At 47.0% G+C, this 15,231-nt stretch carries 17 protein-coding genes; 12 read left to right on the forward strand and 5 right to left on the reverse strand.

Annotation, left to right across the window (positions count from 1 at the left end):
* Positions 1-29 precede the first annotated feature (29 nt).
* Positions 30-659 carry a LysE/ArgO family amino acid transporter gene (locus ASUC_RS01140; protein ID WP_099045265.1) on the reverse strand — a complete coding sequence of 210 codons (630 nt, stop codon included), beginning with the start codon at positions 657-659 and terminating at the stop codon, positions 30-32.
* 129 nt (positions 660-788) lie between these two features.
* On the opposite strand from ASUC_RS01140, the gene rpe reads away from it, so the two are divergent.
* The 3 genes from rpe to trpS are packed head-to-tail and all read left to right on the forward strand — an operon-like array spanning position 789 to position 3,194.
* Positions 789-1,463 (forward strand): ribulose-phosphate 3-epimerase, encoded by a 675-nt coding sequence (gene rpe, locus ASUC_RS01145; RefSeq protein WP_011978874.1) that lies wholly within the window; start codon positions 789-791, stop codon positions 1,461-1,463.
* Between the two features lie 8 nt (positions 1,464-1,471).
* Positions 1,472-2,146 (forward strand): phosphoglycolate phosphatase, encoded by a 675-nt coding sequence (locus ASUC_RS01150; RefSeq protein ID WP_011978875.1) that lies wholly within the window; start codon positions 1,472-1,474, stop codon positions 2,144-2,146.
* A 43-nt stretch (positions 2,147-2,189) separates the two neighbouring features.
* On the forward strand, positions 2,190-3,194 hold the full coding sequence (trpS, locus tag ASUC_RS01155) for a tryptophan--tRNA ligase (protein ID WP_011978876.1): 1,005 nt from the start codon (positions 2,190-2,192) through the stop codon (positions 3,192-3,194).
* 203 nt (positions 3,195-3,397) lie between these two features.
* Here trpS and pckA read toward each other — a convergent pair whose 3' ends face one another.
* The 3 genes from pckA to hslR form a co-directional block, all read right to left on the reverse strand.
* Positions 3,398-5,014 carry a phosphoenolpyruvate carboxykinase (ATP) gene (gene pckA / locus ASUC_RS01160; RefSeq protein ID WP_011978877.1) on the reverse strand — a complete coding sequence of 539 codons (1,617 nt, stop codon included), beginning with the start codon at positions 5,012-5,014 and terminating at the stop codon, positions 3,398-3,400.
* 208 nt (positions 5,015-5,222) lie between these two features.
* Positions 5,223-6,089 carry an Hsp33 family molecular chaperone HslO gene (gene hslO / locus ASUC_RS01165; RefSeq protein ID WP_011978878.1) on the reverse strand — a complete coding sequence of 289 codons (867 nt, stop codon included), beginning with the start codon at positions 6,087-6,089 and terminating at the stop codon, positions 5,223-5,225.
* A gap of 113 nt (positions 6,090-6,202) precedes the next feature.
* Positions 6,203-6,613 (reverse strand): ribosome-associated heat shock protein Hsp15, encoded by a 411-nt coding sequence (gene hslR, locus ASUC_RS01170; RefSeq protein WP_011978879.1) that lies wholly within the window; start codon positions 6,611-6,613, stop codon positions 6,203-6,205.
* 71 nt (positions 6,614-6,684) lie between these two features.
* Between hslR and nudE the strand changes: the two genes are divergently transcribed.
* On the forward strand, positions 6,685-7,248 hold the full coding sequence (gene nudE / locus ASUC_RS01175; protein ID WP_011978880.1) for an ADP compounds hydrolase NudE: 564 nt from the start codon (positions 6,685-6,687) through the stop codon (positions 7,246-7,248).
* Between the two features lie 46 nt (positions 7,249-7,294).
* Here nudE and ASUC_RS01180 read toward each other — a convergent pair whose 3' ends face one another.
* Complete coding sequence (locus ASUC_RS01180) at positions 7,295-8,041, reverse strand: SDR family oxidoreductase (protein WP_011978881.1); 747 nt, start codon at positions 8,039-8,041, stop codon at positions 7,295-7,297.
* 120 nt (positions 8,042-8,161) lie between these two features.
* On the opposite strand from ASUC_RS01180, the gene cysQ reads away from it, so the two are divergent.
* From cysQ to gnd, 8 genes are all read left to right on the forward strand, one after another.
* On the forward strand, positions 8,162-8,974 hold the full coding sequence (gene cysQ, locus ASUC_RS01185; RefSeq protein ID WP_011978882.1) for a 3'(2'),5'-bisphosphate nucleotidase CysQ: 813 nt from the start codon (positions 8,162-8,164) through the stop codon (positions 8,972-8,974).
* Between the two features lie 69 nt (positions 8,975-9,043).
* Entirely contained in the window at positions 9,044-10,531 is a 1,488-nt protein-coding gene (gene zwf / locus ASUC_RS01190; protein ID WP_011978883.1) for a glucose-6-phosphate dehydrogenase, read from the forward strand.
* Positions 10,532-10,661: 130 nt separating this feature from the next.
* Complete coding sequence (pgl, locus tag ASUC_RS01195; protein WP_011978884.1) at positions 10,662-11,363, forward strand: 6-phosphogluconolactonase; 702 nt, start codon at positions 10,662-10,664, stop codon at positions 11,361-11,363.
* A 27-nt stretch (positions 11,364-11,390) separates the two neighbouring features.
* Entirely contained in the window at positions 11,391-11,837 is a 447-nt protein-coding gene (locus tag ASUC_RS01200) for a hypothetical protein (RefSeq protein ID WP_011978885.1), read from the forward strand.
* A 38-nt stretch (positions 11,838-11,875) separates the two neighbouring features.
* Positions 11,876-12,571 (forward strand): aspartate/glutamate racemase family protein, encoded by a 696-nt coding sequence (locus tag ASUC_RS01205; RefSeq protein ID WP_011978886.1) that lies wholly within the window; start codon positions 11,876-11,878, stop codon positions 12,569-12,571.
* A 9-nt stretch (positions 12,572-12,580) separates the two neighbouring features.
* On the forward strand, positions 12,581-12,844 hold the full coding sequence (locus ASUC_RS01210) for a hypothetical protein (RefSeq protein ID WP_011978887.1): 264 nt from the start codon (positions 12,581-12,583) through the stop codon (positions 12,842-12,844).
* Positions 12,845-13,212: 368 nt separating this feature from the next.
* Positions 13,213-13,608, forward strand: coding sequence for a hypothetical protein (locus tag ASUC_RS01215; protein WP_041834590.1), 396 nt, complete (start codon positions 13,213-13,215; stop codon positions 13,606-13,608).
* A 111-nt stretch (positions 13,609-13,719) separates the two neighbouring features.
* A complete protein-coding gene (gene gnd, locus ASUC_RS01220) occupies positions 13,720-15,174 on the forward strand; it encodes a decarboxylating NADP(+)-dependent phosphogluconate dehydrogenase (RefSeq protein ID WP_011978888.1) in 1,455 nt (484 codons plus the stop codon).
* Positions 15,175-15,231: the final 57 nt, after the last annotated feature.

A 15,231-nucleotide genomic window follows, 5' to 3' on the forward strand; every position in this document is an offset into this window, starting at 1 on the left:
AATACATTGTTTTTTGACCGCACTTTTTATCACGCCCCATAAATCCGCACCGCATAACAAGCCAAATTATAGGCAATACTCCACATTACCACGCCGATAACGCCGTCTAACACACGCCAGGTGGCGGGACGTTTAAACAACGGAATCAACAAACGTGCGCCGTATCCCAGACTAAAAAACCATAACGCCGAAGCCGTGAGCGCGCCCAACAGAAAAAACGTTTTTTGCGCCGCCGGAATAGTACCGGCAATACCGCCGATAATGGCGAAGCAATCAAGGTAGACATGAGGATTCAGCAGCGTAATCGCCAAGGTTGTCAACACTGCTTTCAACGTGGAGGATTGCACACTGTTTTCGGCATTTAAATTCAATGCGGAATTTCCCGCATAAGCCGAACGGAATGCGCGTAAACCGTACACAAACAGGAATACCGCTCCCACGATCGCCAACGCCACCGTGGCGACAGGACTTCCGCTGATGAGCGAGCCCAAGCCCAAGACACCCGAAGAAATCAGGACAAAATCGCAAATAAAGCAGGTCAGAACTACCGCCAGAATATTGCGTTTCAGTAATCCCTGCTTCAACACAAAAGCATTCTGTGCGCCGATGGCGATAATCAATCCGCCGCATACCAAAAATCCCTGAATAAAAAACACCACCTTTTTCCCCATGCACGATTTACAAAAATTCGACAAAATTATACCGCACTTTTACCGCCTTTCTCTTTAAATTTATAGCCGTTCGGTAGTACACTAGGGTTACTTTTGTCAACCCAAAGGGGAGCAACTATGAAACCTTATTTAATTGCACCTTCGATTCTTTCCGCCGATTTGGCGCGTCTGGGCGAAGATGTGGAAAACGTGCTGAAGTGCGGTGCGGATTTGATTCATTTCGATGTGATGGACAATCATTACGTGCCGAACCTGACGTTCGGCGCACCGGTATGCAAAGCCCTGCGCGAATACGGCATTACCGCGCCCATCGACGTGCATTTAATGGCAACGCCGGTGGATTCGCTGGTGGTGGATTTCGCCAAAGCGGGCGCCACTTCCATCACCTTTCACGGCGAAGCCAGTCTGCATATCGATCGCACCTTACAGCTGATTCGCGATCAAGGTTGCCGAGCGGGACTGGTATTTAATCCCGCCACGCCGTTGAATTATCTGGATTTCGTCATGGATAAACTGGATATGATTTTGTTAATGTCGGTCAACCCGGGATTCGGCGGACAATCCTTTATTCCGGCGACGCTCGACAAACTGCGTCAAGTGCGTCAGCGTATCGATGACAGCGGTTTCGACATTCGTTTAGAAGTGGACGGCGGTGTAAAAATCGACAACATCGCACAAATCGCCGCCGCCGGTGCCGATATGTTCGTGGCGGGTTCGGCGATTTTCGATGCGCCGGACTACCAAAAAGTCATCGACGATATGCGGGCGGAATTAGCAAAAGTACAAAAATAGGAAGAAAAATGGCCTCTCAATTTAAATTAATCGGCTTCGATTTGGACGGCACGCTGGTCAACAGCCTGCCCGATCTTGCTTTATCCGTCAATTCGGCATTAGCGGAATTCGGTTTACCGCAAGCACCGGAACCCTTGGTATTAACCTGGATCGGCAACGGTGCCGATGTGTTGATCAGTCGCGGGGTAGAATGGGCAAGCGTGCAATCCGGTACAACCCTCAGCGAAGAGGAAACCGTGCAACTTAAAGCGCGTTTTAATCACTTCTACGGTGAAAATCTGTGTAACGTGAGCCGTTTATTTCCGAACGTCAAGGAAACGCTGGACAAACTGAAAGCCCGGGGATTTATACTTGCCGTCGTCACCAATAAACCGACTCAGCACGTTCAACCGGTGTTGAAAGCCTTCGGCATCGATCATTTTTTCAGCGAAGCCTTAGGCGGTCAATCCTTGCCGGCAATTAAACCGCATCCCGCTCCGCTTTACTATTTATGCGGAAAATTCGGTTTCTACCCGCATCAGGTTCTGTTTGTGGGCGATTCCCGCAACGATATTCTCGCCGCTCGCGCAGCAGGCTGCCCTGCCGTCGGCTTAACTTACGGCTATAACTACAACATTCCCATCGCGGAAAGCAAACCGGATTGGGTATTGGACGATTTTGCAGAAATTCTGAATATCGTGTAAAGTGCGGTCGGAATTTTACCAGTTTTTAAACTAAGGAATAAAAATGACAAAACCAGTTGTATTAAGCGGTGTACAGCCGTCAGGCGAATTAACCATCGGTAACTATCTCGGCGCCCTGCGTCAATGGGTGAACATGCAGGATGATTACGAATGCCTGTTCTGTATTGTGGATTTACATGCCATCACCGTGCGTCAGGATCCGGAAACCCTGCGCAAAGCTACATTGGACGTTCTGGCGTTATATTTGGCCTGCGGTATCGATCCGGAGAAAAGTACCATTTTCATTCAATCCCATGTGCCGGAACACACTCAACTCGCCTGGGTTCTGAATTGTTACACCTATTTCGGTGAAATGGGGCGTATGACTCAGTTTAAAGATAAATCGGCGAAACACGCGGACAACATCAATGTAGGTTTATTCACGTATCCGGTGCTGATGGCGGCGGATATTTTACTGTATCAGGCTAATCAAGTGCCGGTAGGGGAAGACCAACGCCAGCATCTTGAAATTTCCCGCGATATTGCCCAACGTTTCAACGCATTATACGGCGAGCGTTTTGTGGTGCCGGAAGCCTTTATTCCTAAAGCCGGTGCCCGTATTATGGCATTGCAGGAACCGACGAAGAAAATGTCGAAATCCGATGATAATCGTAATAACGTGATTACTTTACTGGAAGATCCGAAATCCGTGGAGAAAAAAATCAAACGGGCATTAACCGACGGTGACGAACCGCCTGTCGTTCGTTATGACGTACAAAATAAAGCCGGCGTCTCCAACCTGTTAGAAATGCTTGCGGTGATGAGCGAAAAATCCATTTCCGAACTGGAAAAAGAATTTGAAGGTAAAATGTACGGCCACTTAAAAAGCGCAGTGGCGGAAGAAACGGTAAAAATGTTGACCGCACTTCAGGAACGTTTCCATCATTACCGTAATGACGAAGCCTTATTAACCCGCATTGCGGCGGAAGGCGCACAGAAAGCTAAAGTTCGTGCGCAAAAAACTTTGAAGGCGGTTTATGACGCAGTAGGATTTGTGCCGGCGGCCTAATAACCTGTTAAGATGACAAACCCGTTGTTTATCAACGGGTTTTTTATGTCCCCAAATAATACGGACGAATAAGCCGCGCCGTTTATCTTTCTAAACAACTTCTAATTTCCAAAACAAAAGGCTGAGTGGAAATACTCAGCCTTTATTTTTCAGATTTTATTCGGTAGTTTACCGAATCATGCACATACTATGCTTTTACAGTTTTATGCTTTTGGACCGGCGCCAACTAATTTAGCCGCTTCCGGATTCGCCGTATATTTCACAAAGTTTTTCACGAAACGGTTTGCCAAATCTTCCGCTTTAACTTGCCATTGCGCTTTGTCTGCGTAAGTATCGCGCGGATCCAAAATAGCAGGATCAACACCCGGTAATGCTTTAGGAATCGCTAAATTAAAGATTGGCAATTCGCCCATTTCCGCTTTTTCGATTGAACCGTCCAAAATCGCATCGATAATACCGCGGGTATCTTTGATTGAAATACGTTTACCCGTGCCGTTCCAACCGGTGTTCACCAAATAAGCTTCCGCACCGGAGGCTTTCATGCGTTCGACCAACACGTCCGCATATTGAATCGGATGCAGGCTTAAGAATGCCGCACCGAAACAGGCCGAGAATGTCGGAGTCGGTTCGGTTACGCCGCGTTCCGTACCCGCTAATTTTGCAGTAAAGCCGGATAAGAAGTAGTATTCGGTTTGTTCCGGAGTCAGTTTTGAAACCGGCGGCAATACGCCGAATGCGTCCGCGGTTAAGAAAATCACTTTGGTTGCATGACCGGCTTTCGATACCGGACGAACGATGTTGTCGATGTGGTAAATCGGATATGAAACACGGGTATTTTCTGTTTTTGAACCGTCGTCAAAGTCAACGGAACCGTCTGCACGAACCACGACGTTTTCTAATAATGCGTCACGACGGATTGCGCCGTAAATATCCGGTTCGTTTTCTTGAGATAAGTTAATGGTTTTCGCGTAACAACCGCCTTCAAAGTTAAATACGCCGGATTCATCCCAACCGTGTTCGTCATCACCGATTAATTGGCGTTTAGGATCGGTCGAAAGCGTTGTTTTACCCGTACCGGATAAACCGAAGAAAATAGCCACGTCACCGTCTTTACCTACGTTGGCGGAACAGTGCATGGAAGCCACACCTTTTAACGGCAGGAAGTAGTTCATCATTGAGAACATACCTTTTTTCATTTCACCGCCGTACCAAGTACCGCCGATAAGCTGAATACCTTCGGTAATATTGAAAGCGACAAAGTTTTCACTGTTCAAACCTTGTTCTTTCCAGTTCGGATTAGTACATTTAGCACCGTTTAACACGGTAAAATCCGCTTTGAAATTTTTCAACTCTTCATCGGTCGGTCGGATAAACATGTTTTTCACAAAATGCGCCTGCCATGCCACTTCAGTAACCATACGCACACCGATACGGTGTTTTTCACTGGCGCCGCAGTAACCTTCTACCACGAATAAACGTTTACCGGAAAGTTGTTTCGCCACTAATTCTCTCAAACTTTTCCAAGTTTCTTGCGTCATCGGTTTGTTATCGTTTTTCGCCGCTTCGCTGTTCCACCAAACGGTGTCTTTCGTAGTTTCATCGCAAACGATATATTTATCTTTCGGTGAACGACCGGTAAAAATCCCCGTATCGACGGCAACCGCGCCAAGCGTGGTTAACGTCCCTTTATCGAAACCCTCCAAACCCGGTTTGGTTTCTTCCTCGAAAAGTTGTTCATAACTCGGGTTATACACAATTTCCTTAACATCGGTAAGCCCTAAGTCATTAAGTTCTTTAACGAGTTTGTTTAAGTCAGTCATACTTCACCTCATTGATAATTTAAAATTAAAAATCCAAACTAGATCTATTTTAAAACTATTTATACCTAAAAAATGTTAACTAGATCAAATTTTCGATAATTAGTTCTAATTTGAACGTATTTTTTTCATGATTTGTGATCCGTTTCAAATTTTTATGGCGGTAAATGAAAAAACACGGCTGTTTTCACTCAAACAAACCGTGTTTCCTCTATTGCTGCATTTTCAATTTATCGATAGCGTCCCGATTAAAGAAATAATGGGTACCGCAACACTCGCACTGCATATCGATACTGCCGTTATGTTCCGCCAGGATCTCATCCAGTTCCGCATCGGAAATCAACAGTAACGCCGCACCGGAACGTTCCGCCGAACAACCGCAATGGAAAGTAACGGCTTGCGGCGCGTAAATTTCCACCTGCTCTTCGTGATACAGACGGTATAACATTTCCTCCGCCGTCAGTCCGAAAATTTCGTCGTCTTTTACCGTTGCGGTTAATGCGGCAAGGTGCTCGAAATCATCCGGCGAACCCGAACCGTCCGGCATAACCTGCAGCAGCATCCCCGCCGCCACCGGTTCGCCGTTAAACTCGCCCGTGCGGATAATTAATTGGGTTTTCAGTTGTTCCGAACGTTCGAAATATTCCTCCAGACATTCCGTAATAGTCGGTTTGTCCAGCGTCACCACGCCTTGATAACGTTCGCCCTCTTCCGGTGCAATGGTAATCACTAATACGCCTTTGCCAATCATTTGGTGCAGCGTCATATCATCGCTGATTTCACCTTGCAGCCGGGCTAAAGCTCGGATTTGCTGGCTATCCGTACCGTTCACCAACGCCAGTTTCAACGGACCGTCGCCCTGAATCTGGACGGTGATATGGCCGGTAAATTTTAAGGTCGCCGTCAATAAACCGGTCGCCACCATCATCTCACCCAGCAAATTCTGCACTGCAATCGGGTAATGGTGGGTGTTAAGCGTTTCGCTGAAACTTTTATTCATCCGCACCCATTCGCCGCGTACAGCTCGGTTTTGGAAGAGGTAACGATAGAGTTTGTCGTTGTCTTGTTGATATGTCATTTGCTTTTCTGTTCCTAAATTAATTTTTTAATCCCGTTTACTTTACCTGGAGCTTTATCTTACTTTTTTTGCCTCGTCAAAGAAAGGAAGTAAAGAGAAAAGAAGCAGGACGTTTATCCCTGATGTTTAAAGCGCATCAAATCCCGGCGTTCTTTTTTGTTCGGGCGTCGGTCCGGGTGCGGCATGGCGTTCATTTTGCGGGCTAGTGCCATTTTTTCGCGGTTCTCTAAGCTTTGCTCGGTCTCACGGTACAATAACCGCGCTTCCGGCGCGCCTCGACGCCGGGCGGAAAGTGCGGTCACTTCTACTTCTTTTTCGTCGTTGCCTTGGCGCAATTTAATTTTTGCGCCGATTTCCACCGTTTTGTTCGGTTTGGTACGTTGTCCGTTGTAATGCACTTTACCGCCGTCGATCATTTCTTTGCAAATGGTTCGGGTTTTGTAAAATCGCGCCGCCCACAACCATTTATCCAAACGGACATCGTCGTTTTCGTTTTGCACTTTTTTCTGCGTATTTTTAGCCATAATTTTTCCTTAACGCTGAATCAGGCTTATGGTATCGTTATTCCGTATTTTGTCAATTTAGAGAACAGGAAATGACTCAGCAGTTACCCGAAATTCTGGCGGTGTCCGTTTCCGCCAAAAGCCGTATTTTTGAAATTCAGGCGGTGGATTTAAAATTCAGCAACGGCGAATTGCGTACTTACGAACGCTTCACGCCGGCAAGTCGTGCGGCGGTGATGGTGGTGCCGATTGACGGCGATGATATTCTAATGGTGCGCGAATATGCGGTGGGAACGGAACGTTACGAGTTAGGATTCACTAAAGGATTAATGGAAAAAGACGAAACGCCGGAACAAAGTGCAAACCGTGAAATGCAGGAAGAAATCGGTTTAGGGGCGCGAAAATTCCGACATTTGCGCACGGTGAATTCCAATCCAAGTTACATGAATAACCCCATGCATATTCTGCTGGCTTGGGATTTTTATCCGTCCAAACTGGCGGGCGACGAACCGGAACCGTTGCAGCTGGTTCGCTTTCCCTTGGCAAGAATCGACGAATTAATCCGCGACGCGGATTTTTGCGAAGCGCGTAATTTAGTGGCGTTGTATGCCCTGCGGGATTATTTGACGGACGTTCATAAAAAAGTGCGGTCATAAAATCTTGCGTTTTTTTGACCGCACTTTCCGCTGTTATACCACCCCGTTAATCTTTCGTTACTTTTAACCCCGCGAAAGTCTGGGTTACCGGCATGATTTCAATTCGATTGATATTCACATGCGGCGGTTGTTGGTAAATCCATAAAATGGCGTTGGCAATATCTTCCGGCTGAATCGAATGCGCGCCCTCGTACAGACTGGCGGCTTTTTGGTCGTCGCCCTTAAAGCGCACGTTGGAAAATTCCGTGCCGCCGCACAGTCCCGGTTCCACATTGGTGACACGAACCGCCGTACCGGCCAAATCGGCGCGCAAATTCAGGCTGAATTGTTTGACAAAGGCTTTTGTTGCGCCGTATACGTTACCGCCCGGATACGGATAATTACCCGCGATAGACCCTAAATTAATGATGTGCCCTTTGTTGCGTTGCACCATATTCGGCAAAATCTGACGGGTGAGATAAGTCAATCCCACGATGTTGGTCTGAATCATGGTAAGCCAATCGTTGAAATTCACTTCATACGCCGGTTCCAATCCTAACGCCAATCCGGCGTTATTCACCAATAAATCGATTTCCGACCATTCCGCCGGCAAGCTTGCCAACGCCGCATCCACTTTTGCCGGATCCGACACATCCATTTGCAACGGGTAAAACTTATCACCCAGTTCCGCTTTCAGTTCGTCTAATTTTTCTAACCGACGAGCGGCGCCGATAACCGAATATCCCGCCTTAACAAAGGTCCGACAGGTAGATTTACCGAATCCCGCCGACGCGCCTGTCACTAAAATCGCCATATTGTTTCTCCTTTTTGGTATTGTTCGTTTTAAGATAGATCACCCCGACAATCGCGTCAAGCCTTGCACTTCATCCACTTTTTGATAAGATGAAACCACGCCAATCTTCCGGAAATTTCTATGCAATGCACGCCAGACTTACTTCAAGCCGTTATCGCTATTTCACATCAGGCGGGTGAACATTTAAAGCGTTTTTATACCCGCTCCGTCTACGTTCACACCAAATCCGACAATACGCCCGTTACCGAAGCGGACTTGTTTGTCAGCCGGTTTCTAACGGAAAAACTGACCGCACTTACGCCCGAAATTCCCGTGCTTTCCGAGGAAAACTGCGAAATGCCGTTGGAAGTGCGGTCAACATGGCGGGAATATTGGTTAATTGACCCTTTGGACGGTACCAAACATTTCATCAATCACACCGGACAATTCGCCATTCTGATTGCGCTGATCCAGCACAACCGTCCGACCCTCGGCGTAATTTACGCACCGATAACGGAACTCACCCATTACGCCATGAAAAATTACGGCGCCTTTCGTTTGCAACAGGGATGCCGCAAACAATTGCAAGCACGTCGCCTGGATCTGAACAAACCGCTTAAAATCGCCATCGGTTCCGAATCCGCCATTACTAAAGTGCGGTCGATTTTAAACGATAATATTCGGGCGGAATTTGTGGTTCACGGTTCAAGCGGCTTGAAATGTACGATGGTGGCGGACGGCTTAGCGGATTGCTATATCCGCCTCGGCAGAACCGGCGAATGGGACACCGCCGCCGGCGAACTGTTACTGGAAGAGCTGGGCGGTAACGCGCTGGACGAGCACTATCAACCGCTCACCTATAATCAACGGGAAACCTTTGTCAATCCTGATTTCGTCATCACTGCCGATGCCTCGGTAAACTGGAAAAACGTCTTTCAATTTAATTTGCCTTAGCTATTAGATTTTTTAGCGGAATTCAGGCATTATTAACCGACTATTTTCCAGATAAGGATTAGGATAAAAATGAAAGCAGAAAATAATTGTATCGTGATTTTCGGCGCATCAGGGGATCTGACGCACCGTAAATTAATTCCCGCACTCTATAATCTTTACAAAATCGGACGGTTGGAAGAAAACTTCTCCGTGCTGGGAGTGGCCCGCACAGAAATGACGGATGACATTTTCCGTGAAAAAATGCGAACCGCCCTGATTACCCAAGAAAATGCCGAAGGCGAAACGCTGGATAAATTCTGTTCTCATCTGTATTACCAGGCGGTAAACACCTCCGATTCGGCGGATTACGTAAAGTTACTGCCTCGTTTGGATGAATTACACGACAAATACCAAACCTGCGGCAATACGCTTTATTATCTATCCACTCCGCCGAGCCTGTACGGCGTTATTCCGGAATGCCTGGCGGCTCACGGCTTAAATACGGAAGAATTCGGCTGGAAACGGATTATCGTGGAAAAACCGTTCGGTTACGATATTAAAACCGCCAAAGCACTGGATATTCAGATTCACCGTTTCTTCGAGGAACACCAGATTTACCGTATCGACCATTATTTGGGCAAAGAAACCGTGCAAAATCTGTTGGTGCTGCGATTCTCCAACGGCCTGTTCGAACCGCTTTGGAACCGTAACTTCATCGATTACGTAGAAATCACCGGCGCGGAAGAGATCGGCGTAGAACAACGGGGCGGCTATTATGACGGTTCCGGTGCAATGCGGGATATGTTCCAAAACCACTTATTGCAAGTATTGGCAATGGTTGCCATGGAACCGCCGGCGATTATTAACGCCGATTCCATGCGTGACGAAACCGCCAAAGTGCTCTATTGTCTGCATCCGTTGACCACGGAAGATCTCAAACACAATCTGGTATTAGGGCAATACACGGCCTCCACCGTTGACGATAAACCGGTGAAGGGTTATCTGGAGGAAGCGGGCGTGCCGTCCGATTCCGGCACCGAAACCTACATGGCGTTGCGCTGCCAAATCGATAACTGGCGCTGGGCCGGCGTGCCGTTTTACGTGCGCACCGGTAAACGCCTGCCGACCCGGGTGACGGAAATCGTCATTCATTTCAAAACCACGCCGCACCCGGTATTCAGCCAAAATGCGCCGGATAACAAATTAATCATCCGTATCCAACCGGACGAAGGCATTTCCATGTTCTTCGGTTTGAAAAAACCGGGAGCCGGCTTCGAGGCTAAAGAAGTATCCATGGATTTCCGTTATGCGGATATCAGTTCTTCCGCTAATTTATTAACCGCCTACGAACGTTTACTGCTTGACGCCATGAAAGGCGACGCCACATTATTCGCCCGTACCGACGCCGTTCACGCCTGCTGGAAATTCGTGCAGCCGATTTTGGATTACAAGGAAAACCAAGGTCGCGTTTACGAATATGAAGCCGGCACCTGGGGACCGGTGGAAGCGGATAAACTTATCGCCCGTGAAGGACGCGTATGGCGCAGACCTTCGGGCTCCATGAAGAAAAAAGCGTAAACCTTACCTGGTATGACCCGTACCGGGTTCAATAATCCCGGCCCCGCTGGGGTCGGAATAAATTTATAGAGCCGCAAATCGGCTCGGATTTAATAACCCCATACGACCCCGTATGGGGAAGGACAGAAAGATGAACTACATTACCTTCCCGACCGCCCGACATGCCGTGGAAAAAATCGCACAGGAATTCGTGCTTTACAGCCAATTAAACCGTCCGGTGCATATTTCCCTTTCCGGCGGCTCGACGCCGAAACTTTTGTTCAAAACCTTGGCTCAAGCACCGTTTAACACCGATGTTCGGTGGCAAAATCTGCATTTTTGGTGGGGCGACGACAGAATGGTTCCGCCGACAAATCCCGAAAGCAACTACGGCGAAGTACAGAAACTGCTGTTCGATCACATTCAAATTCCGGCGCAAAATATTCACCGTATTCGCGGCGAAGAACCGGCGGAACAGGAACTGAAACGCTTTGAAGCGGAATTAAGTGCGGTCGTTCCTGACGGTGTTTTTGACTGGATTATTCTCGGCATGGGCGGCGACGGCCATACGGCGTCTTTATTCCCGCATCAAACCGATTTTAACGATCCGAATCTTGCCGTAATCGCCAAACACCCGGAAAGCGGACAAATCCGCATTTCCAAAACCGCTAAACTGATCGAACGGGCAAAACGCATTACCTATCTGGTTACCGGTGCGGCAAAAGCGGAAATACTAAAACAAATCCAAACTACCCCGGCGGAACAACTGCCATATCCTGTCGCTCGCATTCAGGCAAAAAACGGCATAACGGAATGGTATTTGGATGCGGATGCGGCAAAGCTATTAAACTAGAATATACCTCACGGGCGGGAAGAACCTATGGATAAAATCTATTTAGCGTCCTATAAAGCCAAAGGGAATTGGGTGGATAAAATTATCCGCTTTTTCACTAAAGGAAAATATTCTCACAGCGAACTGGCTATAGAAAAAACGGAGGGCGCGGAAAAATGGTTCGAAATCTACAGTTCCAGCCCGCGTGACGGTGGCGTACGCATGAAGAAAATGGCGGAATTGGACCCGGCAAAATGGGATCTCATCGAACTTACCGGTATAACCGAACAAGACGTGAAAGCCTATTACCAAAAAACCAAAGGCATGAAATACGACTTTTTCGGCGCTATCGGAACTAAGTTGCTGATCAGACAAAGCCGTAGCAAAATGTTCTGTTCCGAATGGGTTTTTAACCTGTTACAGAAATCCACCGAAGGCTGGCGTTTCGATCCCAATCAACTACATGCTATGTTTGCCAGTAACATAAACAATTGATCTCAGCAAAAGTGCGGTCAGAAATTAAGGAGTTTTACATGAAAACACTCGGTATTTTAGGCGGAATGAGCCCTGAAAGTACGGTTTCCTACTACGTAAATATCAATCGTGCGGTCAATCGGGCGTTAGGCGGCAACCGCAGCGCAAAAATGCTGATGTCCAGTGTGGATTTCGAAGAGATCGTGCAATGCCAGAAAGCCGGCGACTGGCAAAAAGCGGGCGAAATTCTCGCCGAACAGGCGAAATTACTGGAACGGGCGGGCGCCGACGGCATTCTGCTTGCCACCAACACCATGCACAAAGTCGCCAACCGGATTACCGATCGCATTTCCGTTCCTTTTCTGCATATTTTAGATGTGGTGGCAAACCGCATTAAAGCGCGCGGTTTAACTCACGTAGCATTACTGGGCACCGCCTTCACCATGAGCGATAATTTCTACCGCGACGGTTTAACGCAACGGGGGATCAACGCCATCGTTCCCGACAAAAAAGATCAACGGGAAATCCACCGCATTATTTTTGACGAACTCTGCCTGGGCGTAATAAAACCCGAATCCAAAGATTTTTACCTGAAAACTATCGAAAAATTGACCGCACTTGGCGCTAGAGGTGTTATTCTAGGTTGTACCGAAATCGGCTTGCTCATCAATCAAACGGATTCCGCACTGCCGTTTTTCGATACCGCCGCATTGCACAGCGAAATGGCGGTGGATTTCGTATTGGAAAAAGAATAAGGATACCCCATGAAACCCATTGTTTATTTCGCCCCTTGGTGCCCCGACACCGCCCCGTTTTTTGCCGAACTGGAACGCTTGCATGCGGACGTGGAAAAAGTGGATATGGTGGGCAACCCGGCAGGATTAAAAGCGTTTTTGAAATTACGTGACAATCACCCGGCTTTCGAAAGCGTCAAACAAAACGGTTACATCGGCATCCCGGCGTTACTATTGGATAATGGGGATGTGGTATTGGATAAAGACCAGTTAGCGGCGATTTTTAACAAATAATTTTTGCATAGCGCTTTTGGGATAGCGCGCATCTCCTGACGCGTGCTTAAAAAATAGTTCAAAGGCACGCGTCAGGAGACGCACGCCATCGTGGGTAATACAATGGTGGGCTGGCAAGCCCACCCTACCGTTCAAACCAATTAAAGTGCAGCTAAACCCCAGGGTGGGCTTGCCAGCCCACCAATAAAAAAGTGCGGTTAAATTTAATAATATTTTGATAGTTCACACTTCCATCGAACATTAATAGAAAGGAAATCCCACTGAAAAAAACAGAGATAAAATTAAAAAACATGATATAAACTATTCTCTATATAAATAATGAACGTTACTCTTTTGAAGAGCGTAATTACAGAGAAACCATAACAACTATGGTCAATCAATTAAAATCGGAACATTGTAAGGCGTATATTACGGCTGATTTTTCCCCTTTGCAAAAGAGCGCTGTTAAGGAAAATGCGATATTAAATTTTTTTACTATCCCTGAAAGGACTTCAGATTTACCGGTTATAAATGAGAAAGATACCTATGGGCAATCAAATATAAATACGATCATCAATGATGAACAAATTCAAAAACGCGTTGAAGATATCTTGTATTTATATAATCATCAATACCAACAATGCAGAGAAAGTTTTATTAACGCTTTTTCAGATAGTAAAAATAAAATATCAATAGAAGTTCACTATAATTCCTTAAATGAACAAAATATATACGGAGAAGATGAACGAATCCCTATTAATACGGTAAAACCCCTTATTCTATAAATTTACAACGGTGGGCTGGCAAACCCACCCTACCAGTTAACTTAATAAAAGTGCGGTTAAAATTCTCAGCGTTTTTTCCGTGTAACAAATTAACCAAAACAGGAGATCAACATGTCAGAAAAAGGCGACATCGGCGTTATCGGCTTAGCGGTAATGGGTCAGAACTTAATTTTAAATATGAACGACAACGGCTTTAAAGTCGTGGCGTTCAACCGTACCACCTCAAAAGTGGATGAATTTTTACAAGGTGCGGCGAAAGGCACAAACATTATCGGTGCTTATTCTCTGGAAGATTTAGCCGCGAAATTGGAAAAACCGCGCAAAGTAATGTTAATGGTGCGTGCCGGTGATGTGGTGGATCATTTTATCGATGCTTTATTACCGCATTTGGAAGCGGGCGACATCATTATCGACGGCGGTAACTCGAATTATCCGGATACTAACCGCCGCACACAAGCGTTGGCGGAAAAAGGTGTTCGCTTTATCGGCACCGGCGTTTCCGGCGGTGAAGAAGGCGCGCGTCACGGACCTTCCATCATGCCGGGCGGTAATCCTGAAGCCTGGCCTTATGTGAAACCTATTTTGCAAGCGATTTCCGCCAAAACGGACAAAGGCGAACCTTGCTGCGATTGGGTGGGCAAAGAAGGCGCCGGTCACTTCGTGAAAATGGTACATAACGGTATCGAATACGGCGATATGCAGCTCATCTGCGAAGCTTACCAATTCTTAAAAGAAGGTTTGGGTTTAAGTTACGAAGAAATGCATGAAATCTTCAAACAATGGAAAACAACCGAACTCGACAGCTATCTGGTGGACATTACCACCGATATTTTGGCATACAAAGATACGGACGGTCAGCCGCTGGTGGAAAAAATCTTAGACACCGCCGGGCAAAAAGGTACCGGTAAATGGACGGGGATCAACGCGCTAGACTTCGGTATTCCGTTGACATTGATTACCGAATCCGTATTCGCCCGTTGCGTATCTTCATTCAAACAACAACGAGTCGAAGCGTCAAAATTATTCAACAAAACCGTTTCGCCGGTTGAAGGCGATAAAAAAGTGTGGATTGAAGCGGTACGCAAAGCCTTGCTCGCCTCCAAAATCATTTCCTACGCCCAAGGCTTCATGTTAATCCGTGAAGCATCCGAGCAATTCGACTGGAACATCAACTACGGCGCGACCGCTCTTTTATGGCGCGAAGGCTGTATCATCCGCAGTGCATTTTTAGGCAACATTCGCGATGCTTATGAAGCGAACCCGGATTTAGTGTTCCTAGGTTCCGACCCGTATTTCAAAGGCATTTTAGAAAATGCTATGGCGGATTGGCGTAAAGTGGTGGCGAAGTCCGTCGAAGTGGGCATTCCGATGCCTTGTATGGCAAGCGCGATTACTTTCTTAGACGGTTACACTTCCGAACGCGTGCCGGCGAATTTATTGCAAGCGCAACGCGACTACTTCGGCGCACACACTTACGAACGCACCGACAAACCGCGCGGCGAATTCTTCCACACTAACTGGACGGGTCGCGGCGGTAACACGGCTTCCACCACTTATGATGTGTAGCGCTTAAAGAACGGAATCGGCGGTTTTCTGAACTAATCGCCATTCTGAAACTCTAAA

The organism is Actinobacillus succinogenes 130Z, assembly GCF_000017245.1.
GTDB classification, from domain to species: Bacteria; Pseudomonadota; Gammaproteobacteria; order Enterobacterales; family Pasteurellaceae; genus Exercitatus; species Exercitatus succinogenes.